The organism is Flavobacterium sp. GW821-FHT11G01, from assembly GCF_058808175.1.
On sequence record NZ_JBXARK010000010.1, the window covers coordinates 184,111 to 206,678 of the forward strand.

Here is a 22,568-nt window from a genome sequence, read left to right on the forward strand (position 1 = left end):
AGGATACTTTTTTTACCACAAAAAGTTAAGGCGGTTTTTTAAGGATATTTCCATAAAATAGTTTTGTGGCATACTCGTGGCGCATAACTTTTCAAATGCTTCTTAAATCATTAAAATCACACTCTTCTCTACTGAGATTCGAATGGTAGAGCGTCTACTCTACTGTCACAATTTAATAAACTTTCATTAGATCCATATTAAATCGCTACAATACAGAAACTTGAACAAAATGACATAATTTTAATCCGCTACAAAAGTAACTTTTGATCTTATTTTTAATAATTTATCTCAGATATACAAATTCAGAATATTAAAATGGAAAAAATACCACGACGTCACACACCTGAATTTAAAAAGAATGCAATTCTGCTGAGTTATGAAAGAAAAAATGTTGTTAACACAGCCAAAGAACTTAATATATCACCCAAATTGCTTTCTAAATGGAGGATGATCTACTGCAAATATAAAGAGGGTAGCTTTCCAGGAGAAGGCAAAAAAAGAATTTATTATGAGGATTTAAAGATTTTTGAATCAGAAAAGAAACTTGCAGAATCGCAATTAAGATTAGTGATACTCAGAGAAGGTATAAAATTAAAAACTCAGAACAAACTGGCTCTGTACAATTTTATTCATCAAAATAAAAAGAAATACCCCATTGGTATAATGTGTCAGGTCTTAGGGGTTTCGACTTCAATGTATAATTTAAAGATACAGCATCCTCTCTCAAAAAGAGAAATGCAGGTCAGCCTGTTCAAAGATGCAATAACTGCGGTATTTTATGAATTTAAACAATATCATGGCTGTGTCTTAATTGCCAGAGAGCTTTGCAAAAGAGGAGTACATATATCAGAAGACCAGGTTACATTTTTCATGAAGCAGCTTGGTCTTAAACGTAAAGTCAAAAAGAAATACAAAGCAACCACAGATTCCAAGCACACTCTATATATATCGCCAAATATACTTAACAGGCAGTTTACGACAAACAAACCTTCAAAGGTTTGGGTTTCCGACATCACCTATCTACAGATCGAAAAACGTTTTTTATACCTTACGGTCATCATAGACTTATTTGACCGGAAAATAGTTGGCTGGAACCTTAGTTCTATGCTTTCAACAAATACAACTATTCTTCCTGCATGGAATATGGCTATAAGCAATCGCAAAATACAAGACGGCTTAATATTTCACTCCGATCGCGGAACACAGTATGCAAACAGACTCTTTACCACTATTCTTAACCAACATAATTGTGTACAAAGCATGAGCGGAAAAGGAAATAGCATCGATAACGCTGTTTCCGAAAGCTTTTTTAATTCATTAAAAAGAGAATTAATATACAGTCAGAAAACATTATTAACTCCAAAAAACATGAGAGCAGAGGTATTCGATTATATAGAAAACTGGTACAACAAAAAAAGGAGACATTCAGCCCTTAAATATAAAACAATTGAAGAGTTCAATGCTGAGATATAATATAAAAATAAAATGGTTAATTACATTTATGGAAGCAGTTAAAAAACATTACAACCGGAATTTTAAACTCAAAATTGTCAAATTAAGTTTTGAAAAAGTTAAACTGGAAGATATCGCTCGAGAATTCAACATAACATACAGAACGTTGTGGAACTGGCGACAAATCTACATTATAAACGGGGAAGAAAATTTCTCTCTTACAGGAAAATCAAAATTAAATGTCCGGGAAAAAAAAATATATGATCTTGAAATAAAAATTAGAAAGACAGATATTGAATTTAAAATTATTAAAGGAGCAGAAGATTACCTCCAAAAAGGACCTCCTTTTATATTTCAATATATAGCTAAAAATGAACAAAATTATTCAAGTTACATGATGTGCAAAATTCTTGGAATAAATCTGGGAAGCTACAACAAATGGAAAAATGAATATGTTTCTGAAAGACAGAAATGGAAAAATATGATTAAGGAAGAAATAGTATATATATTTATATCATCGCAAAAACGTTACGGATCAAAGCGCATAACGGCAGAACTGCAAAGATCGGGATACCAATTATCTTCTGATACAGTGCTTAGGTATATGCGCGAATTAGATCTGCGTGTTTCGGTAAAAAAGTATAAACTCAAACCCTGAAAATGTTTGGTTTCAGTTTATCTCAATCATATGCGATAATTGGAATTGCCCTATTTTCATTAAAATTTAGGACATTTTTTAAAGATATTCATCACTCTAAGTTTTTAGCAGAATCGTGGCACTAATCATTTTGAACAAGTATAAATTCAGCAAAATAAAGCTTGACGTGTAAGAATCAAATATTTTAGTGGCCAAAACCCTGCAGCTTCTTTTCAAATATGCTCAAAATAAAACTATTTATAAAATTGTAATTCAAATAGTTAACCAAAACTTAAAGAATCGTCTTATGGTAGAAAAGCGAAAAAAATACGATCGCATTTTCAAAGAAAATGCAGTAAAGCTTAGTTATGAAAAAAGCAGCCTTAAAGAATTTGCAGATGAACTCGGAATATTGCCCTGCTTACTGACTCGGTGGCGCAAGGAGTATCAGAAATTTGGAACGGGAAGTTTTCACGGATCAGGTTATGTAAGAGTACATCCTGACAATAGATTTACCTTCGACCTTGAAAAGAAATCTAAAGAATCAGAACTTAGATTTGAGATTTTAAAAAAAGCATCTCCTTATTTAAATCAAGGAAAATTAGCTGTTTATCAATTCATAAGAAACAACGAAAAAAAATACTCAATAGCGCAAATGTGCAGAATATTGGAAGTAGGAAACGGAGGATACATAACATGGAAATATAACGGGGTTTCAAAAAAGCAACAATATATGCTTTTACTTAAAAAAGATATTACAACAATATTTTTCAGTTTTAAAAGACACTGTGGAAAAAGACAAATTACCATAGAACTCAATAAACTAGGTTATAAACTTGTCGAAAGGCAAGTATCGTTCTACATGAAACAATTAGGCTTACGGCGAGTTCTCAAAAAGAAATTTAAAGTAACAACCGATTCTAAACATTGTTATTATATTTCTCCTAATGTTTTGAATCGAGAATTTACAATAAATACACCCTCAAAAGTCTGGGTATCTGACATTACCTACATTCAGACAAAAAAGGGCTTTTTGTATCTTACCATAATTATGGATTTATATGACAGAAAGATAATTGGATGGAGTTTAGGTACCAGGCTCTCCACATTGAAAACTACTTTAGCTGCTTGGGAAATGGCGGTAATAAATCGCCCGGTTACAGAAGGATTACTATTTCACTCTGATAGAGGAGTTCAATATGCCAATAAAGTCTTTGTTAATAAACTGAATTCTTATGGGTGTATAAGAAGTATGAGTGGTAAGGGAAACAGTATTGACAATGCTGTTGCTGAAAGCTTTTTTAATTCATTAAAAAGAGAACTGATATATAGGAAAAGTGAACTAATTACTCAAAAACTTATGAAAGCGGAAATATTTGAATTTATTGAAAACTATTATAATAAGAAAAGAATCCATTCAGCTTTGAACTACAAAACTATAGAGGAGTTTAATAAGATCAACATTTGAAGAAGATAATTTAATTTTTGATAAAATATATAAGTTATATTAATGAAAAAATTGGGTGTTGGAAAAGGAAATTTATAAATCTTAATCCCATTACATGAAAGTAAATAGAAGGAAATTTGATTTTGAATTCAAAGAAAAAGCAGTCTTACTTAGTTACGAGCGACGTACCACTAGCTTAGCAAAACTAGAAAAAGAACTTGACTTATATAAAGCTGCATTAAGTACATGGCGTCGGGATTATGAAAAATTTAATACAGAAGATTCCTTAGGAAATGACTATTTAAAATTAAATATTGAAAGACAAAGAATTCAAGAGCTTGAAAAAAAAACTTTAAAGTCAAATTTAAAATTTGAAATTTTAAAAAATGCTGGTAAATATCTCAATCAAGGCAGACCGGCAATTTTTAATTTTATGGCAAGCAATGAAAAGATATACTCTATTAGACTAATGTGCGAAGTCTTAGGTTTAAACAGAGGCACTTATCGAGCATGGACGAATCAGCATGTTACTGAAAAACAAAAAAGCAAAATCTTAATACAGAACGAAATAACAATCATATTTTTTGATTTTGAACAGCGCTATGGATCTCCACGAATTACAATAGAATTGCAAAAGAAAGGATTTCAAATATCATGCACCACTGTCCATAAACATATGAGAGAATTAGGTTTGTTTAGCAAAGTAAAAAAAAATTAAGAGTACTATACAGGCTATGATCTCTACAAAAACAGAATAATAAAATAATTGATAGCTTAATTTTCGTCACAGTGTCACGAAAATTTCCTTATCTGTAAATTGATCTGCAAATCGCATCATTCTTCAAAGATTTTTACCTCCGAAGTTCAGCATAATCTAATAACCAAAAAACATACATTATATATTTAACTTCACAAAATTATTGCTTGAATTTTGTAACAAAATCGTGACACATATTGTTTAAAAAACTAGAAGTTTGCAAAATCAAGGGCTAAAAATTTAAGGTTCTAATATGTATTACGCTGCATATTTTTTAGTTGTTTTTTTCATTAACTGTTAGAGTCCTATTCCCGCTACCATTTTAAAGTAATGCAGCTAAATCTAGATTTATCCTGCATTTTAAAGTTCGATAATTTTGCCTTATTTTCTTAAGAATTTAAACGCCTTTATTCAAGGAAATTTAGTTCGAGTTTTGTTAGGTTTTGTAACACTTAAGATTATATGTTAATTTTTCTACTTTTAAATTCTACATATCTATCAAAAGCAGGATTCGTAAACATAATTCCCAAATCCAATAACTGCTTAGTATTCAAATATCTCACTGAAGATTCACAATGTAGATTTAAGTCTTCTTGTTTCCCTATTTTTTTTTCATAATGTTTATAATAAAACGCATTTCCAAAATGTTGTTCACGTTTAATTTCTTCATTGACCTCATCTATAAAATCGAATAAAAATTTTGTATGAAAAACAGCCCCTTGTACAGTACTTATTTTTGAGTTATTTATAGCATGCATACCATCTGTGAGATAATTATTTTGATTATTTTTGAATAATGAAATTTTCGATAAAACATGTGGTGTCGAAATGTTTCCAAAAACTCTTTTACGCATTCCTCCTGTAAATGATTTAGAATAAAAAAATGAATAAGAATTTTTATCTATAAATCTAAAGTTTCTGATTTCATAACTCTTATCAAAGAATGGAATTTTTGATAATGGATTTTCTCCTTTACTATAATGTGTTGATCTTATGCTTTTATCAGAATACATATCTAATAAAAGACTTAATACAGAAGTACTTTTTTCCTCTTCTAGAAAATGAATTAGCTCTCCTAGGTTTAATTTTTCAGAATAAGGATAAGAAAATAACTCATCAATATCAACAACCAAACACCATTGCTCGGAGCCAAATTCTTTCAATAAATACTCCATCCAGAACCAAAAATTTTTAAAACTGTCTTTTGTTGAATAAATATGGACATTATCCTCTTGAGATGCAATCAAGGCAGAATCATCTGTAGAATTATTATCAATTATAAAAAATCTGTCTACACCTATATTTTTATAATATTCAAAAAAATAAGGTAATCTTAAAGATTCATTTCTCATTATTGCAAATAGTCTTATTTCACTTTTATTATCCGGAACCTCAACAAAATTCACTTTTTTAAGCTCATTAATAGATTTTTTGCGTTTTTTTGCATGAATAATTTTAGCTATACCACTTAGACTATTTAGAGCAAAATTTTGGATCTGAAATATTGATTTACTTAACCTTATTTTTATCATTATATATTTTATTACTTTATTATTTTTATTTTATTATTACTACTTATTTTCATACAATTTTCTAATCTTATTAAAAATGACTATTACAGTGACATTTTTTTTTAAATAATTTCTAAAATCCCATCATAAATAAGTTGTTTCACTTTATGCAGAACTAAAAAATCTAATCTTTCTATAAAGTCTTCTACATTTGTTGATCCCGTGTCAGTTAAAAATGCCTTTACAACATTTTCAGGTTGAGATTTACAAAAAAATTTAATTTCATTTAATGCTTCTGAAATTTTTTTTGGAGAGTCAAAACGATGCAAAATCAAACCATCAATTTTTAATGCATACTCATTTAGTCCGTACTCATACGAAGGCAGTAGGAGAAATTCATAGTGTGATGGATCGTTATAAAAATTTTGTATCAAATTAAATCTAGGATCTGAATCCCAATCCCATTTGGTCACTACGCTTTTTAAATTCTCTATGATTTTTACTTTTTGATCTAAAATAAATTCATCTTTATGATTTAAAAGTTTAATAATTTTATTATTGTATATTAATTTTTCTATGTATAGATTGAGCGAACTTCTGGGCTCCATATATAAAAAGTTTTTTTTTTCTTTTTCTAAGTTGAAAATGTCTTGAATAACATTATGAATTGGAGTATTAGTTAGTAGAAAATTTTGATCCATAAAATTTTCAAATCTTTCAATTTCCGATAGGTCCGTTTTACAATTCTCATCGCTCAAATAATTTGTTAAATTCTCCTGAAAAATTTTATCTAAAACTTCTATAGTTCTGCCATAAGTTTTTGAAAGTAACTGTTTTTTCACACTCTTTATATCAATTTCTAAGATATAGTTAACTTTATCTATAACCTTATTGAACATTGGATTTATAATACTTTGAGGAAATTCCTCCATTGTGTAACATTTTAACAAAAAATAATTGACTCCCATTTCCCCAAATAAGAAACCACCAGTTAAAGGTATGGTCGTCTTTCTTGCTAAAATTTGATCTACAATAATTTTCAAATTTAATCTCTGAGATTCGGAATCATTATTCTGTAATAAATAAAGACCAATACCAGATAATCCTTCAAAAATATTCCTTGGCAAATCATTCAATGCCTCAATATTAAAATTGAAATTATACTTTTGATCATCACTACATGACTGCAAAATGCCAACAGCTCCACTATGCCAAAACAAGCCAGTTGAAGGTGTGTAAATAGAAAATTCATTATTTAAATGTTCGTTTTTATATTTAGCTAATTGCGCACTGTTGAAGATGTCTTTTTCGAAATTTGACCAATTTTGTTTTTTTTCATCCCAGCAAGACTCTTTATACTTGTCAATTTCATCTATAATATAGTTTAATGACTGATGTGGTATCACAGAACTGAGATTTTTTAAAACATACTGAATTCCAGATGCCCCCATTGCAAAGCCACATGAATTTTTCAGATTCAATTCTTCTTTTGCTTTCCAAGAAATACCAGTCTCTGTTAATATCGCATTTTCAATTATTTTATTGACAAACTTGTTTATCATTTGCAATGTTTTCTCGGATTGCGATTTCTTAAACAATTCAGTTAAAACTATTAATGTTCCGGCTCTTCCATTATAAAGATAATCTGAAGTATAAGTAGACTCGAGATAATCGTCTTCACACGAAATAAGTAATTGTTCACATTTCTCAATCAATAACTCATTTTTATTTATTTCGTAAAGCTGGAGTAAAAAATAAATAAAACCTGATCTTCCGCAGTAGAATGAATAATTATTAGTTGGATTTTTAGAACAATAAATCAGCAAACAATTCGCAAAAGATTCTGCTTTGCTTAAATAAACATCTTGCTTTGAATATTTATAAAACTCCAATAAAAATAATAAATAGCCAGAAATACCATTTTCAATATTTTCAACATTCCTATACGCTAAACGTTCTTTTGAATTCTTTAAATTTGACGTCGCAATTTCAATTAGTTCTTCTAAGCTCAGATTCAAAAGCACTTTTGAAAATTCTTCTGCTTCTGACAAAACACCAGTCTTTTTAATTATATCTAATTTCATCGCTATTAAATTTGATGTGTACGTATAAGATTTAAAATTCTATAATAATACTCCGGGTAATCTAACTGCAGTCTCATAGCTAATAAATCACCAATGTATTTCATTCTTTTATATACACCCACAGTATGAATATAATTAGTTTTGCTAGGCAGTCCTGTAAAATCTGCTAAGCCATCAAAAGCATGATTTACATTAGATAGATAAAAAGAGATATCAATCTCTCTTTTCTCAGCAATCGCTTTAAATAAATACTGTTCAAAAACTGTATTAAACATTCCTATATTTATCATACCTAATTTTGAAGAATTACGATCCACGAATTTAAAAACTTCATCCGTATATTCTTTAAAAAAACAAAAATCTGAACCGCCTAACAGTCCAGCATTTACTCCAATAATTCCACCATTTATAGTTTTAGATTCTATAAGAACTTGAGGGACATAATCAAAATTCTCTTCAATATTTTTAAATATTTCATAATAATAACCAAATTCAGTCTCCAGATTCTGAGCTATTAACGGAGATTTTTCAAAACTTTCTTCAAATTTTTTAAAAATAAAGACATCTCCATCAGCATGAATAAAAGGTTCATTTTGAATACTGTATGCTTGTATTTTACCCAAGGCCCATAAATCAGGATGATAATTGTTAAGTTGGTCAAGGGCAATATCTACTTTAGAATAAGGAAGTCCTAATTTCTCTATAAGCAACTCATAACCAATAGAATCTGTTACTAGTTCAACTTTATTATAATATTTTTTAAACTGGAGACAACTTAGTGCCCAGCTCATATAATTATATTTTTTATCTACCCAGCCTCCTTTATTTCGATCTGAAATATTAAAATTTTCTTTTTTAAGGCTGGGTTTTACCCATAAGCTCTGAACTATTTTCATTCTTTTTTTTTACATTAGCATTGTTTATAACATTTTTTAATTATAATTTACTGCAAACCGATTTTACACCACTCTTGTGCTAACACTTAAAATTCAGCATATTACCTATTAAAATATTTAAAAATCAACATTTATTCATTCAATTGTAATTGAGTTCATTAATTATAAATTTTGATTCACTATTTCATTAGGATCAAGTCTATCGAGAAGTAATACTTAATTTGATAGTGGAATACCATCAAATTAAAATAAACTCCGTTTTTATTATTTAGCTGACAATTTCATTACTCTATAAATCTATTTGTCTACTAATTTTTAAAATAAAAAGCCCCAATATTGAATATATATATTTAGAATAATTAAGGAAAACAACACAGTAAATACAACAGTTCCATTTGAAATTTTTGTTGCTTTTAAAACAAAAAATAGTAACGAAATAAAAGTAAAAAAAAGAAAAATCCATTGGATAAAAAATAGATTTTCAAACTGATTTGTGACCCCAAAGGCCAATATGTAAAAATTTATTTTGAAAGCATCCACTAATGCCATAATAAGACCTGAAATAAAAAACACCCCAAATAATGTTGCTAAACTCAGTAATATTTTCATAATGATTTCTGCTCTGAGGAGTGATTTTCTTTTTAACAACAAATAAATGTCATAAAAAAAAGATAATAAAATTATTAGTAACGCCGTAACTATTGGTGCAGCGAAAAATATATTGATTTCCTTTATGCTTTTTGCAAAATTAGATACTCCTCCATTAATTTTTATATTGGATAGAAAATTAACTTTGTTCTTAATATTGAATTCACTTACAGTTGTTTTTCTGTCATTTTTTCTTTCAAAATTTGCCACGATACTTTTTCCTACATCTGAAAACCCTGGAGCGTGACCAAAAGCAGGTGCCACTATAAGTCTTCCATTTTTAAACTTGTTTTTTGCAGATCTCCCATTTGAAATTGGCGTAATCGGATCAAATTCTCCTGAAAATATCATGACAGGACTTTTTATTGCAGATAGATTTGATAAGTCATATGGATGGCTTGCAGGTGTACTAAGGTTAATATTCCATTTTTCACAAACTAAAAAATCCGACTTGTAAAAGGAAAGCCCCCCATCTATTTTTTTAAATTGCTTTGCATCATTATTAAATTGTGATAAAGAATTAAACGGTATTACTTCATTGCATGTAACACAGTAGTATAATCCATAATCAAGGCTGAGCGATCTTGAAAAAGATTCAACCAAAGAACTTAATGTATTTGTATTTCTTTTATAAAACTCATTAATTAGCAAAGGTAGAAGTTCAATTAAATTTTTATTGTACAATGACTGATGCACAGCAATTTTAAAATCTTCTGAATTATAGGTAAATTTTCCAGTTGAAATTATTTTTTTATTTACTTTCACAGTAAGAGGATTTCTAGACAACTCCTTAATTGTTTTATAATAAATATTTTCTAAATCTGGATATTCTTTGTCACATTTCGGATTATTTCTGCATTCTGAAAAAACTTTAGAAAGACTTGACATATAATTACTTGTATTTTCATTGTAGTATTTGGTAATGTCTGATACCGGTGAATCTAGTACTAATGATTTAATGTCAGCAGGGAAATTATTCACATATACTTGGGCTATATATGTCCCATAAGATACTCCGTAAACATTCCAAGATTTATAATGTAAAACATTTTTTAATGCGTTTAAATCCTTAGAAATAGCGTCACTGTTATAGGATTCTAAATCTATATCCTTATTTATTAATTCCTGTCGGCACTCCATAGCTACCATCGCCTTTTGTTTTTCGTCTTCACTACTATTCTGGTTTTTTGCCAGTATTTCTAAAAATGCTCTTCCCAAAACAGGACAAAATCTTGGTAGGGAAAACCCAGTTCCCCTTGGGTCCAATAATATAATGTCTGAATCCATCCTCAAAGGATGATTGATCCAACCCAAAATACCATCTATTCCACCAGCACCTGGTCCTCCAGGAATGTAAACTACCGGATCGGGGTTCTTATTTTTTGATCTGCATTTTAAAACAGCTACTGCAATTTTTATTGTTTTACCATTTAATTTATTCCAATTTTCAGGTACTGACAGATAACCCCATTCAATATCCTCTTTAATTAGAATTTCTTCGTCAGGAAAAAAAGATGCTGATTTATCAAAACGGATTATTTTTGTTTGACAAAACAAATAGTTAGACAGAAGAGATAGCAAAAGAATAATAAGTAATCTATTTTTCATTTTTTTTATTTTTTTATTTTTTTATTTTTTTTATTGAAAAGTCATTAATAGGTGTTTTTTGAGAAATATAACATTTATAGTTTTTCTCAATATGGACTTCCTGCAGAAAATAATTCTGACCATTTATATTTGTATGCTTTTCTAAAATCTCAAAAGATTGAAGTGGAACAGACAGTCCATTTCCATGCGCTTTTATCACGGCCTCTTTTTGTGTCCAATAATCAAAAAAAGCAATTTTAGCATCATTCGAAGATCGTATAACTTCCATCTCATTTTCTGTCATCTGAGAGTAGAAATCTTCAATTTGAATATCAGCTAAAAATTCAATATCAATACCCAAATCTAAATCAGCACTGAAAGCACACACTGCAATCTCCCCAGAATGAGAGATATTGAATTTTATTAAACTGTTTTCGAAAAAGGGCTTATTATGTGCTGTGTATTTGATTGAAAGATCCTCAGTATTACAACTGTAAATTTCTCTCATTCCCTCTAATAACAAAATTCTGCCAAGTATGGAAACCTGAGCATCCTGCCATCTTCTAAATCTTTTTATTTTCTCCTGAAATTCTACTGGAAGTTTTGGCAACACAAAATGTAATAAATCTTCATGTCTTTTCTCGCATATCTGTGCATAATAGATGTATATCAAAATATTTAAATAAGTTAAAAGTTAAACTCAAAATCTAAATTGGATTTTTTTTCGTATTCTAATCTCAAATCAATCATGTCTATACTTAATAATGGATTTTTTAAAATTTCATCTAAAATCTTGAAGTATTTAACAGCCAAAAAGTTAATAGTCTGCTGGCCATACTCACTTGCATTATAGTCTATAATACACTTCAGACTTCCTGAATGCTCATAAAAATTAAAAACTAACGGTACTCTGGAATACTTAGGTGGGATCTGGTAAGATTTCAATTTAAAGTCATTAAACTCTTCAATTACTTCATATGAAAAATCGGGATTCTGATATACCAGAAGAGCATCAAATAAAGTCTGAGGATATTGATTAAATGGAAAATCGTCATAATTTTTAAGTTCAAGCAGGTTATTCTGTATATTTTTTAGCAATTCAGAAAAGTTTTTATCACCACTAATTTTTGTTCTTAAAGGAATAGTTTTGGCAAACATTCCAATTTGATGGTCTAAATCAAAAATATCTCTTCCCGAATCAATGATCCCGATACAGATATCATTATGATGAGATTCTTTATAAATCAATAGATTTAAAATGCTTATTAAAACAGTAAAAATTGTAGTCTGCTGATCAAAAGCTATTTTTTTTAATAGTGCTGTCTGATCAGAATCCAGTTCAAATTTAAACTGTCCTCCATCCTGCTTGCTCTCACTGTTTTCAAAATCTTTTTCAAAAGATCTTTTAGGCTTGAAGTTATCCATAATATGTTTCCACCAATTCTCAGTGAATAAACTTCTATCCTGTATTCTTTTGCCTAATTCCTCTGAATAATCCTTAAATTGATTTTCTAGAATTTCTTCATCCAAAAATGTTGGAGTATATATTCTATTGTAATTTTTCGTCCAATTTCTTATAAAAACCTCAAGAGACAGTGCATCCATTATGATGTGATGTGTAGCAAAAAGTAGTATATTTTTATTTTCTTCAAGCTTAAAAACTTTTCCTCTAATCAATAAATCGTTTTCCAGATCAAATCTTGAATATGCAAATTGATCCATAGCTTCCTGCAGCGTTGCAATATTTTGAGCACTTACTGAAATTTTAAAATTTGCTTTATCAGATGCGTTAATTTTCTGGTAAGGAGTTCCATTAATCTCTACAAAGTTTGTTCTTAAAATTTCGAACTTGTTAATTATAAAATTAACTGATTCTTCAAGTCTGCTGTAATCGGCATTGCCTTCAATATAATATGCTGATACCATATTATATGCAACTGAAGTATTATGCCTTAAAGACCCAATCCAGATATTAGTTTGCGAAGGAGTTAAATTATAAAATTCTTTAAAACCACAAATCGGCAGAATATCTTGCTTCGATTCACCTATTTCCTTCATTTTATTTGCCATAAGCCCTATTGTGGGATTATCTAAAATTTCCTTTAGTGAGAAATAGTACGAAAGATGCTCGGAAATCAATCTGCTTAATCTGACTGCGCTTAATGAATGACCACCCAGAGCGAAAAAATTAGAATTTAAGCCTATTTCTCCATCATAATTTAAAACTTGCCCCCACAATTTTGCCAGTTCTTTTTCCATAAAAGTTTCTGGAATTATATAATCATTTGATTTTTTAGAAATATCCATTTCCGACAATCTCTTTTTGTCTACTTTTTTGTTAGGAGTAAGAGGAAATTCATCAACTAAAATTATTATCTGGGGTATCATGTAATACGGCAGTTCCCTGCTCAACTTTTTTAAAATTTCTTCTTCATTTATTAAGTCAACGGCTTTTTGGACATAAGCGATCAGAAAATAATCTCCTACACTTTCTTTTTTAGCTATAACAGCGGAATCTTTAATCTCATCTATACTATTGAGATGATTTTCAATATCTCCGGTTTCAATTCTAAAGCCCCTTATTTTGAACTGATTATCACTTCTGCCCAAAAACTCAATTTCTCCCGTTGAATTCCATTTTCCAATATCGCCTGTAGAATAAATAATATCATTATTTAAAAATGGATTAACAATAAACTTTTCAGCCGTCAAATTTTCATTATTATAATATCCTTTTGCTATACCTTGACCTCCAATGTAAAGAAATCCATAAGTTCCAATTGCAACAGGTTTTAAAAACTCATCCAAAATATAGATTTGGGTATTTTTTATTGGCTTGCCGATATTTGATGATTCTTTATAATGGCTAATTTTTTTAATGCTTGACCAGATTGTAGTCTCCGTTGGACCATACATGTTCCAGAGCTCTGCACATGAGAGCAAAAGTTTCTCAGCCAAAGACTCCTTCAGTGAATCTCCTCCACATAAAATCTTTATTTTTTTACCGCCTTTCCAATCCGCGTTGAGCAACATTTGATAAAAACTAGGTGTAGCCTGAATGATCGATGGCTTAAGAATAGTTATTTTTTCAATAATAGCATCTGGATCAGACAAAAGATTTTGGTGCGCAATAAACAAGGATGCACCACTGATTAAGGGCCCAAAAAATTCTAAAATTGAAATATCAAATGAATACGTAGTTACAGCAAAAATAAGATCATCTGATTCAATACCAGGTTCATGCTGCATGCTTATTAAAAAATTAAGCAATGAGCCATGCGAAATTTCCACTCCTTTAGGCAAACCTGTTGTACCTGAAGTATAAATGATGTACGCTGAATCTTGTGGAAGAATTTCGGTAGAACTCTTTCTTTGTTCAACCTTTTCATTTAATCGGAAAAGGTTTTCAATCGATACTATTTCAGTCGCTACAAAGTTTTTGATTTCAAAAGTGTTGTCTGAAATCATTAATTTTGCTTTGCTGTCACTTATAATATGTCTCAATCTATTTTCAGGAAATGCAGGATCAAGAGGAATGTAAGGCCTTCCTGTCTTTAATATTCCTAAAAGAACTGGAATGATATCGGCAGATCTGCTTATAAGAACAGCAATAGGCAGTCTATCCTCATCTCCGCAGAGATTTAAAATATATGATGCAATATTATTAGACAAATTTTCAATCTCAGAGTATGAATAAGATTTATGATCATCAAATACAGCTATCTTTCCAGTCACCATCTTTGCCTGTGAACTGATCAGGTTCAAAATTGTGTTAACTGAAGAGCCTTCTTTTTCAGTCTGATTGAATTCAAATAATACTTTATTTTTTTCAATTTCCGATAGAAAATTCAAGTCACAAATTTTTTTATGAGGATTCGTTAAGATATCTGCAATTAAAACTTCAAACTGATTAATTGTTTCTTCAATCATAGAACTATTGAAATAGCTAGTATTATAGTCAAAATCAATTTTAACATCTTCAAACTGATCAAATTCCCTAATATATATTGATAAGGCAGCTCTTTCAGATTTATGAGTTAATGGAATTACGCTAGTTTTAGTATTGAGAAAATTAACCGAATAATCCTGCTTTTCATAGGATAGAACAATATTAAATAGTCGTTCTTTTTGCGCAAACAATTCGAGTTCTTTAATTAATTTTCCTAATGGAAATCTTTGATGACGATAATCAAGACGAAGCTGTTTTTTTAATTCTTCCAAAAAATCGACCACAGTATCACTAAAACTGAATTGCATTCTTAAGGGTGAGATTCCCATAAACAGTCCAACTGTTTTTTTATATTTAGCTTTACTCCTATTTAGAACAGGTAATCCGATTGCAAAATCATTATTTTGGTTTTTTCGTCCGAAATAAATATAAAAAACAGATAAAATCAAATTAAATGTTGAGCTGTTTAGTTGGGATGCTAAAGCATTTAGTTCATCATATACCTCTCTTTTAATTATTAATTCTTTTCTTTCACTTTTAAATATTTTTGATGATTTATCGATTTTTTCAAATAAATTTTCTGGAAGTATCCTGAACTTCTGCTTCCAGTAATCTTTATTTTCATAATAGACCGAAGAGTTTTGATACTGTCGATCATCTTCCATAAAGTCTTGATAAGTAAAAGGATAATAAGTTTTAATACCATCATAAGCCAATAATTCATTATAATTTTGCACCAGCCTCTGAAACATAAGTGAAGTTCCCCACCCATCTGTAATTATATGATGATACATTGAAAAAAGATAATAATGATTATCTCTCAGTTTGATTAATACAAAAGAATGCAGCATTTCCTTGCTAAATAAATTAAACGGAATTGAGAATTTTTTATTCATATAATCATCTGCCATCTCAATTGGATTTTCAAAAGTGCTAAAATCACTGTAACCTAGCTCGGAGTTGTGTTCATTTACAAACTCCATTTCCACTTCGTCATCCGTTTTAATAAAGACGCTTCGGTAAGTCTCATGTTGGTTTATCATGGCATTATAAGCACTTCTTAGAATCAAAAGATCAAGATTACCTTTAATTTCAATTTTTGCCCCGATGTTATAAATTGGATCACTTGGATATAGTAATTGTTCAAAATATATATCCTGTTGTGGTAAAGTTAGTTTCATTTTTTTTCTTGTGCTTTAATTATCATACCATAAGTTTTTCCCTGAAAGAGCTTGATCTTTCGTCTTGAAATCTTTTGTTACTGATCCGTAATCAAACTTAATAATCCTGTCTGCGTAGCTAAAATAAGCATCATCATGAGTTACGGCAATAATAGTTTTTCCTTCCTTTTTTAATTTGGGAACCAGATGTTCATAAAAGTATTTTCTAAAATAAGGATCCTGATCCGCCGCCCATTCATCTAAAACTAAAATTGGTTTATTCTCCAAAAGAGCAAAAATTAATGACATTCTTTTGCTTTGACCCTTTGAAAATGGCCTTCTAGCTGATTCTTCCCTATCATCCATTACAACTTTGTCAAGTTCCATTAATCTTAATAATTCTTTATATTTAGAATTTTTTTCCAATAAGTACTCGTCATAATTATTAGAGAAAATATGATTATCTGTAAAAACAGCTGCGGTCATATTCTGTATACTTTGCTGGTTTTGAATTCTTACACTATCGTTCAAAATGATTTTTCCCTCAGATGGCTCATATAAGCCTGTCAGGAGATTTATAAAAGTGCTTTTACCACTCCCATTTCCACCGACTATAAATATGGTTTCGCCTTTTTCTATTGTAATATTAAGTGGTCCTAATACAAAACTGCTGTCTTTATCGTAATTTTCATACTTAAAAAAAACTTGATCAAAAGCTAAAGACTTGAACTCCTCTGTAATATTTTCATCATATACAGATTCCTTTTCAGGGCCGTCGAAATCCAATAAAAATTCTTTAACTCTTTTATTTGCCACATTAAGTCTGGTATAAATGTTCTGCATATTAATTAGATTATTTATAGGCCCTGAAACAAACAATAAGATGACAACATAGGATATAACATCCTGTTCAGCAAGTAATCCTAATTCCGGCAAAAGAAAAAGTATTACCCCTATTACTATATATAAGCCATACTGACTTATCATATTGATCGATAAAAAAACATAGTTTATCTCAAAATCCAATTTTTTCACATGCTCTCTATTGGGATACAAATACTTATTTCTTAAATTCTCCCTTCGCTGTGAACTCATTTTAAAATCTTTGAAACCTTTAATCAGGTCATTGACATAATTATAATAGTGCTCATTGTATTTTCTCAGGACACTTACTTTTTCGGACATCAGTTTTATGACAAAAAAATATACCGCTGCAATTAATATTATTAAGAATATTATTGCTGTAGCCGCATACGTTGAGAGTGTAAACAAATAAATCATGCATAAAAGAAGCATTAATAAGGAATTGACGGTATGTGTTAACACCTGAGGAAAAGCAGAGAAGGTTCGCAAATCTTCAATTACTGTATAAAATCTCTTAAAACCAAATTTTTCTATCGTAATCATATTGGCTGTCAAAACTTTGTCAAACAGCTTGTTTTCGTTTTCACAAAGTATTTCAAATGAATATTTATTTAAATTTTTCTGAAATATTATATTCAGCAGGTAAGTATATATAACAATTGATACAAAAACGATTCCCATATAATCAGTTAGAAAATTCTTCCCGTTTGAAATCACATTATTAATTATATAAATTATTCCAAAACTGAAAATAGTATTAGGGATAGAGTATAATATCAAATAAATAAAATTTTTAATAGATATTTTAAGCATTAGTTTATTGATAAATTTAATTTCTTATTCAGATCATTAAAATAGTTAGTAAAATAGTTTTCATTATTAAATATGAAAAAATGGTTTCCTTCCAATGATTTTATAGTTACTTTTTTTGTACTTTCATTTTGCCATTGAATTATTTCTTCTTCTGTAATATCTTCTTCTGTCCCATAAAACACATCTATTGGCAAGTTAAGTTTCTCGATTTCGACATGATTATAGTTCTCAATTATTTTAAAATCAGATTTTAAAATAGGGATGTAAAACTCCATCAATTCAGGGTGATTCTGCAGTTCGTCCGGAATACCTCCCAATTTTATAACTTCTTCCCAAAATAAATTGTCTGGTAAATGAGATAAATCTTTTTTCTTTGCAATTAATGGAGGTTTTCTTCCACTTACCACTAGTTTTACTGGAGGTGTCATTCCTAAGTCCCTTATTTTATGGCAAATCAGATAACCAATTAAAGCTCCCATACTATGTCCATAAATTATATATTCTTCACAGTTATTAATCTGGTCCTTAACTGCTGGAAGCAAATCTTCTATTAAAAGGTCAATGTTATCCATTAATTTTTCGTTCATTCTCCTGCCTCTGCCTGGATATTCTATAACATTAACCTGGGGAAGATCTTTAAAAATATTATGGAAAGAATATTTACTGCCTCCTGCAAAGGGAAATGCTATTACTTTTACATTATTTAATTTATTCATGTTGTACTTTTTAGTGCAAATCAATATTATCTCATTTGATATGTTTTTTAAATGAGATAATACTTTTTGCTCTTCTTATTTTTTAAAAGATTTTTTTATTATTTCGATTATATAATTCACATTAGGCTTCTGCATTATAGTCTTATGTGTTCCCGATATCTCAAAAGTTTCAAAAGAAGATGTAGTTAAATCAGACCAAAATTGATTAAGCTGAGCATCAGATTCTTTAGCTTTAAAATATACTACCTCAGTTTTGCAAGCCGGAATTTTATGCTTTTGAGGCAAATCTAGTCCTATTGTTCTGATTTGATTAATTTTTTCAATACACTGGTGAAGATCCATTTCAGAATAATATTTCGTAAAAAATGTATTCCATATTTCAGGAACTTTATAACTGTATTGATCTGCTTTAATCTTTTGCTTTACAGTGCTCCAAAATATATCAATATCATTTATTTGTGAGAACTCAGACAAATCAATACTAGGGCACATATCGCTTAATAATCTTTTTTCATTCTTTATTGATAATTTTCTGTCTTCTGTAAAATATTCCTTATTATTATTTATTTCATATTCAGGATTTACATAACTATCTGTATCAATCATATATAACCTATTGACCATATAGCCTTTTTCTTCTAGATAATTTGTCATTAAATATCCGAGGTATCCTCCATAACTCCAACCTAAAATTGTGACATTATTATATCCTTCAAATAAAGTTCTGACTTCTTCTGCATAATCAAAGGGAATCTGATTTGGAGAAATTGATGTAGGTGAAAAAATATTTTTTTCAAACTCGAAAGTCCAAATATTATAGTAGTTTCTTAATCCATCAAGAAGATTTCTATAGCCCAAAACAGATCCCTGTCCTTCATGAATAACGACAAGGTTCGGTTTTTGTTCATCTATAAAACTATAGTTAGAAAAAACAGCCCATTCTAAAATTTTATTAAAATTTTTAGTTAATGCAGTCTTGGTGACATTTTCATTCACTAAATCGTTGGTTTCTCTTGTAGAGAGAGTTCTATTGCTCAGATCTGAAGACGTAATACGGGTTTGCTTCACGGCGCTAAGCTCCTCTATAAGCCCTACAAGGTTTCTTTGATAGGAGCCTGAAAGCGCTTCCATCGTGGAAGAATCATGTAAACTGCTGCTAAAAGCCAAAGACATTGAAAGCTGTCCTGAAACAAGCATGCCGGAGATTCCTAATAATACACCGCTCTGATTCAAGTCTGAATTCGACGAACCTACATTCTCCGAACCGTAGGAAAACAAAGAATCCTCACTATTGCTTACATTATCTCCAAAATCTCCAAGGTAATTAAACTCTATGTTTGGAACCAAAGTACTCTGAAAATCTGGCCTTAGATATTTTAACATACCATAACCGATTCCTTTTTGAGGAATTTTTCTCAAAGACTCTTTTACATTTACAAGATTCAGCAGTGATTCCGGTTGTAAGACACTCAGAACAAATGGGTAAACCGTAGTAAACCAGCCAACAGTTCTACTAATATCGGTATCTTCGAAAAGATCCTCACGTCCATGTCCTTCAATCTTAATGACACTTTGGTTCAAACCAAAAACTTCTTTTAAGGCAAGACCAAGACCGGTAAGAAGAATGTCATTAATCTCTGTATTGTAAATATCATGAATCTGTGTCTGTAAGGTTTCTGTAATATCCCGATCCAGGCTAAAAGAAATACTGCGGTCCAGCTTTATAGTACTGCCTGTCATTTCCTTGTCTAAAGGTAACACAGGCAACAACTCGTGCTCTAAGGATTCCCAGTAAGGCTTCTGAGCTTCAAGCATCCCGCTTAAAGCATACTGGTTCTGCAATTGTGACCAATGTTGGAAAGAATCTGTCTTTAAAGGAAGTGTCGCCGTAAATCCTGCATTGTACTGCCCATAAAGAGTAGAGAAATCTTCCAGTAAAATACGCCATGAAACACCATCTACAACCAAATGATGAATAATTAGCACCAAACGGTCTCCGTCCTGAAGTCGAAAATGCGCCGCCTTAATTAAAGGTCCCTTCCCAAGATCAAAACCTGACTGAAGCTCATCCCCTTTTTTTGACATCAATGCAAGAGCATCAGACTCATGCTGAAAATCATAAAAATCTACAGAAAGAGTATCTTCAGGCAATCCTTCACTAAACTGCCTCCATAACCCGTCATCCAATCTATAAACCATGCGAAGCGCATCATGATGACCTATAAGATATCCAAGACTTTTAGCTATAATTTCTGTATCAAGAACACCAACGCTTCTTAAAACAACTGACTGGTTAAAATGATTGTGAGCCTTAAAAGAAGCGTCACTGAAAAAATAATGTTGAACAGGAGTCAGTAAAACTTCTCCTAAAACCAAAGACTGATCAGCATCACGCGTACTAAGCTCCATATACTGGGCAAGATCTTCCAGAACAGGAATACGAAGAATCTGTTTGATCTTAAGGCTATAACCCTGTTGTTTCAAACGCGAAACAATCTGGATCGTCTTTATTGAATCCCCTCCTAAATTGTAAAAACTGTCCCTGATGCTGATCGAATCCCTTTTCAGGACATCCTGCCAGACACCAGCCAGAACCTTCTCTTCCCTGCTGCGGGGGGCTATGTATTCCTTGCGGATCAAATCCCCTCCCGAAACATCAGGAAGGCCCTTACGGTCAATCTTTCCATTAGGGGTCAGGGGAATCGCGTCAAGCTCAACATAAAAACCCGGTACCATATAATCAGGAAGCTTCTTCTCAAGGAAACTTCTCAAATCCGATTTATCAACATCTCCAACCACATAGGCCACAAGCACCTTGTCATCCCCGCTAGCCTTAACTGCTACAACAACCTGTTTTACTGATGATGAATATTCCAAAACAGCACTTTCAATCTCTCCAAGCTCGATTCGAAAACCTCTAATCTTAACCTGGTCATCCTTCCTGCCTAGATACTCTATAGTACCATCGGAAAGCCAACGGCACAAATCACCGGTATCATACATGCGTGCTCCGGCTATAAAAGGATTAGCGATGAATTTCTCCTGGGTAAGCTCTGCCCTGTTCAGATAACCTCTGGCAAGACCAGCACCCGATATATAAAGCTTGCCGCCTACTCCAACAGGAACAACTCCAAGGGAATCATCCAAAATGTAAACCTGGGTATTCGATATAGGACTACCAATTGATATTTTTTTATTACATAATAGTTCAGTCGATGTTACTGTAGTTTCTGTGGGACCATATTCATTATAAAATTTACAGTATTTATTCCATTTATCAGATAATTCAATAGAGCAAATATCACCCCCAGATATAACACGTTTTAAAAAAGAGTAATCTTGTAAGGTAATATTTTCTAAGACAGATGGAACTGTATGGAAATGAGTAATCTGTTTTTGAACTAGAAATTCTTCTAATTTTTCATTATCTAATATTGTCTCTCTATTAATAATGCTTAAACGAGCTCCATTTAACAACGCTAAGAATATTTGCTCCACCGAAGCATCGAAGGATATATTAGAAAATTGCAGAATATTTTCGGTTTCTTCTATATCGAACATATTTGTCTGAGCAATAATCAAATTGGCTACATTTCTGTGTTCCACCATCACTCCTTTTGGATTACCTGTAGTTCCAGAGGTGTAGATCACATAAGCCAAATCATCCGGCTTGTTGATCTTCACAATATTATCGGTAGAATAATTATCCTGAACCAATACAAAATCTGCAAGGGCCTGTTCATCAAGAACAATCTTGCTCTTGCTGTCCTGCTCTATATAAGAAATCCTCTGGGCTGGGTAGTTCAAATCAATAGGAACATAAGCTGCTCCCGATTTTAATATACCCAAAATAACAACAATCATAAGCTCGCTGCGCTCAAGCTTAATACCCACAAGATCATCAGCAACTATACCATACTGGGATCTTAAATAATGCGCCAGCTGGTTCGACTTCGCATTTAACTCCTGGTAGCTCAACTGGGTATCCTCAAAAACCACAGCCACGTTATCAGGGGTTTTAGATACCTGATCCTCAAACAAATCAAT

At 30.8% G+C, this 22,568-nt stretch carries 13 protein-coding genes; 4 read left to right on the top strand and 9 right to left on the bottom strand.

Features of this window, described 5'->3' with window-relative positions:
• Positions 1 to 315: 315 nt before the first annotated feature.
• The 4 genes from AC1RRN_RS17855 to AC1RRN_RS17870 all read left to right on the top strand — a co-directional run bounded on the left by AC1RRN_RS17855 (position 316) and on the right by AC1RRN_RS17870 (position 4,254).
• The gene (locus AC1RRN_RS17855) at positions 316 to 1,473 is read left to right on the top strand and encodes an IS3 family transposase (protein WP_492968601.1); all 1,158 of its coding nucleotides are present in this window, start codon (positions 316 to 318) and stop codon (positions 1,471 to 1,473) included.
• A gap of 28 nt (positions 1,474 to 1,501) precedes the next feature.
• Positions 1,502 to 2,110 (top strand): IS3 family transposase, encoded by a 609-nt coding sequence (locus AC1RRN_RS17860; protein WP_492968602.1) that lies wholly within the window; start codon positions 1,502 to 1,504, stop codon positions 2,108 to 2,110.
• Between the two features lie 286 nt (positions 2,111 to 2,396).
• Positions 2,397 to 3,557, top strand: a complete 1,161-nt coding sequence (locus AC1RRN_RS17865; RefSeq protein WP_492968603.1) for an IS3 family transposase — start codon at positions 2,397 to 2,399, stop codon at positions 3,555 to 3,557.
• Between the two features lie 94 nt (positions 3,558 to 3,651).
• The gene (locus tag AC1RRN_RS17870; RefSeq protein WP_492968604.1) at positions 3,652 to 4,254 is read left to right on the top strand and encodes an IS3 family transposase; all 603 of its coding nucleotides are present in this window, start codon (positions 3,652 to 3,654) and stop codon (positions 4,252 to 4,254) included.
• A 497-nt stretch (positions 4,255 to 4,751) separates the two neighbouring features.
• Here AC1RRN_RS17870 and AC1RRN_RS17875 read toward each other — a convergent pair whose 3' ends face one another.
• The 9 genes from AC1RRN_RS17875 to AC1RRN_RS17915 all read right to left on the bottom strand — a co-directional run bounded on the left by AC1RRN_RS17875 (position 4,752) and on the right by AC1RRN_RS17915 (position 22,562).
• Positions 4,752 to 5,825 (bottom strand): glycosyltransferase family 2 protein, encoded by a 1,074-nt coding sequence (locus AC1RRN_RS17875; RefSeq protein ID WP_492968605.1) that lies wholly within the window; start codon positions 5,823 to 5,825, stop codon positions 4,752 to 4,754.
• Positions 5,826 to 5,926: 101 nt separating this feature from the next.
• Entirely contained in the window at positions 5,927 to 7,888 is a 1,962-nt protein-coding gene (locus tag AC1RRN_RS17880) for a lanthionine synthetase LanC family protein (protein ID WP_492968606.1), read from the bottom strand.
• A 5-nt stretch (positions 7,889 to 7,893) separates the two neighbouring features.
• On the bottom strand, positions 7,894 to 8,784 hold the full coding sequence (locus AC1RRN_RS17885) for a DUF6734 family protein (protein ID WP_492968607.1): 891 nt from the start codon (positions 8,782 to 8,784) through the stop codon (positions 7,894 to 7,896).
• 315 nt (positions 8,785 to 9,099) lie between these two features.
• Positions 9,100 to 11,040: an alpha/beta fold hydrolase gene (locus tag AC1RRN_RS17890; RefSeq protein ID WP_492968608.1), complete on the bottom strand. Its 1,941-nt coding sequence runs from the start codon at positions 11,038 to 11,040 to the stop codon at positions 9,100 to 9,102.
• Between the two features lie 13 nt (positions 11,041 to 11,053).
• Positions 11,054 to 11,692: a 4'-phosphopantetheinyl transferase family protein gene (locus AC1RRN_RS17895; RefSeq protein ID WP_492968609.1), complete on the bottom strand. Its 639-nt coding sequence runs from the start codon at positions 11,690 to 11,692 to the stop codon at positions 11,054 to 11,056.
• 14 nt (positions 11,693 to 11,706) lie between these two features.
• Entirely contained in the window at positions 11,707 to 16,149 is a 4,443-nt protein-coding gene (locus AC1RRN_RS17900; protein WP_492968611.1) for an amino acid adenylation domain-containing protein, read from the bottom strand.
• A gap of 15 nt (positions 16,150 to 16,164) precedes the next feature.
• Complete coding sequence (locus tag AC1RRN_RS17905) at positions 16,165 to 17,805, bottom strand: cyclic peptide export ABC transporter (protein ID WP_492968612.1); 1,641 nt, start codon at positions 17,803 to 17,805, stop codon at positions 16,165 to 16,167.
• The gene (locus tag AC1RRN_RS17910; protein WP_492968613.1) at positions 17,805 to 18,521 is read right to left on the bottom strand and encodes a thioesterase II family protein; all 717 of its coding nucleotides are present in this window, start codon (positions 18,519 to 18,521) and stop codon (positions 17,805 to 17,807) included. The genes AC1RRN_RS17905 and AC1RRN_RS17910 overlap by 1 nt, the downstream gene beginning before the upstream one ends.
• Before the next feature lie 75 nt (positions 18,522 to 18,596).
• Entirely contained in the window at positions 18,597 to 22,562 is a 3,966-nt protein-coding gene (locus tag AC1RRN_RS17915; protein ID WP_492968614.1) for a thioesterase domain-containing protein, read from the bottom strand.
• Positions 22,563 to 22,568 lie beyond the last annotated feature (6 nt).

What these genes read in the sequence shown, in the direction of transcription:
- AC1RRN_RS17880 (WP_492968606.1), bottom strand. Translation starts at nt 7,888, where the DNA reads ATGAAATTAGATATAATTAAAAAGACTGGTGTTTTGTCAGAAGCAGAA.
- AC1RRN_RS17855 (WP_492968601.1), top strand. Translation starts at nt 316, where the DNA reads ATGGAAAAAATACCACGACGTCACACACCTGAATTTAAAAAGAATGCA.
- AC1RRN_RS17905 (WP_492968612.1), bottom strand. Translation starts at nt 17,805, where the DNA reads ATGCTTAAAATATCTATTAAAAATTTTATTTATTTGATATTATACTCT.
- AC1RRN_RS17865 (WP_492968603.1), top strand. Translation starts at nt 2,397, where the DNA reads ATGGTAGAAAAGCGAAAAAAATACGATCGCATTTTCAAAGAAAATGCA.
- AC1RRN_RS17910 (WP_492968613.1), bottom strand. Translation starts at nt 18,521, where the DNA reads ATGAATAAATTAAATAATGTAAAAGTAATAGCATTTCCCTTTGCAGGA.
- AC1RRN_RS17870 (WP_492968604.1), top strand. Translation starts at nt 3,652, where the DNA reads ATGAAAGTAAATAGAAGGAAATTTGATTTTGAATTCAAAGAAAAAGCA.
- AC1RRN_RS17860 (WP_492968602.1), top strand. Translation starts at nt 1,502, where the DNA reads ATGGAAGCAGTTAAAAAACATTACAACCGGAATTTTAAACTCAAAATT.
- AC1RRN_RS17885 (WP_492968607.1), bottom strand. Translation starts at nt 8,784, where the DNA reads ATGAAAATAGTTCAGAGCTTATGGGTAAAACCCAGCCTTAAAAAAGAA.
- AC1RRN_RS17900 (WP_492968611.1), bottom strand. Translation starts at nt 16,149, where the DNA reads ATGAAACTAACTTTACCACAACAGGATATATATTTTGAACAATTACTA.
- AC1RRN_RS17890 (WP_492968608.1), bottom strand. Translation starts at nt 11,040, where the DNA reads ATGAAAAATAGATTACTTATTATTCTTTTGCTATCTCTTCTGTCTAAC.
- AC1RRN_RS17875 (WP_492968605.1), bottom strand. Translation starts at nt 5,825, where the DNA reads ATGATAAAAATAAGGTTAAGTAAATCAATATTTCAGATCCAAAATTTT.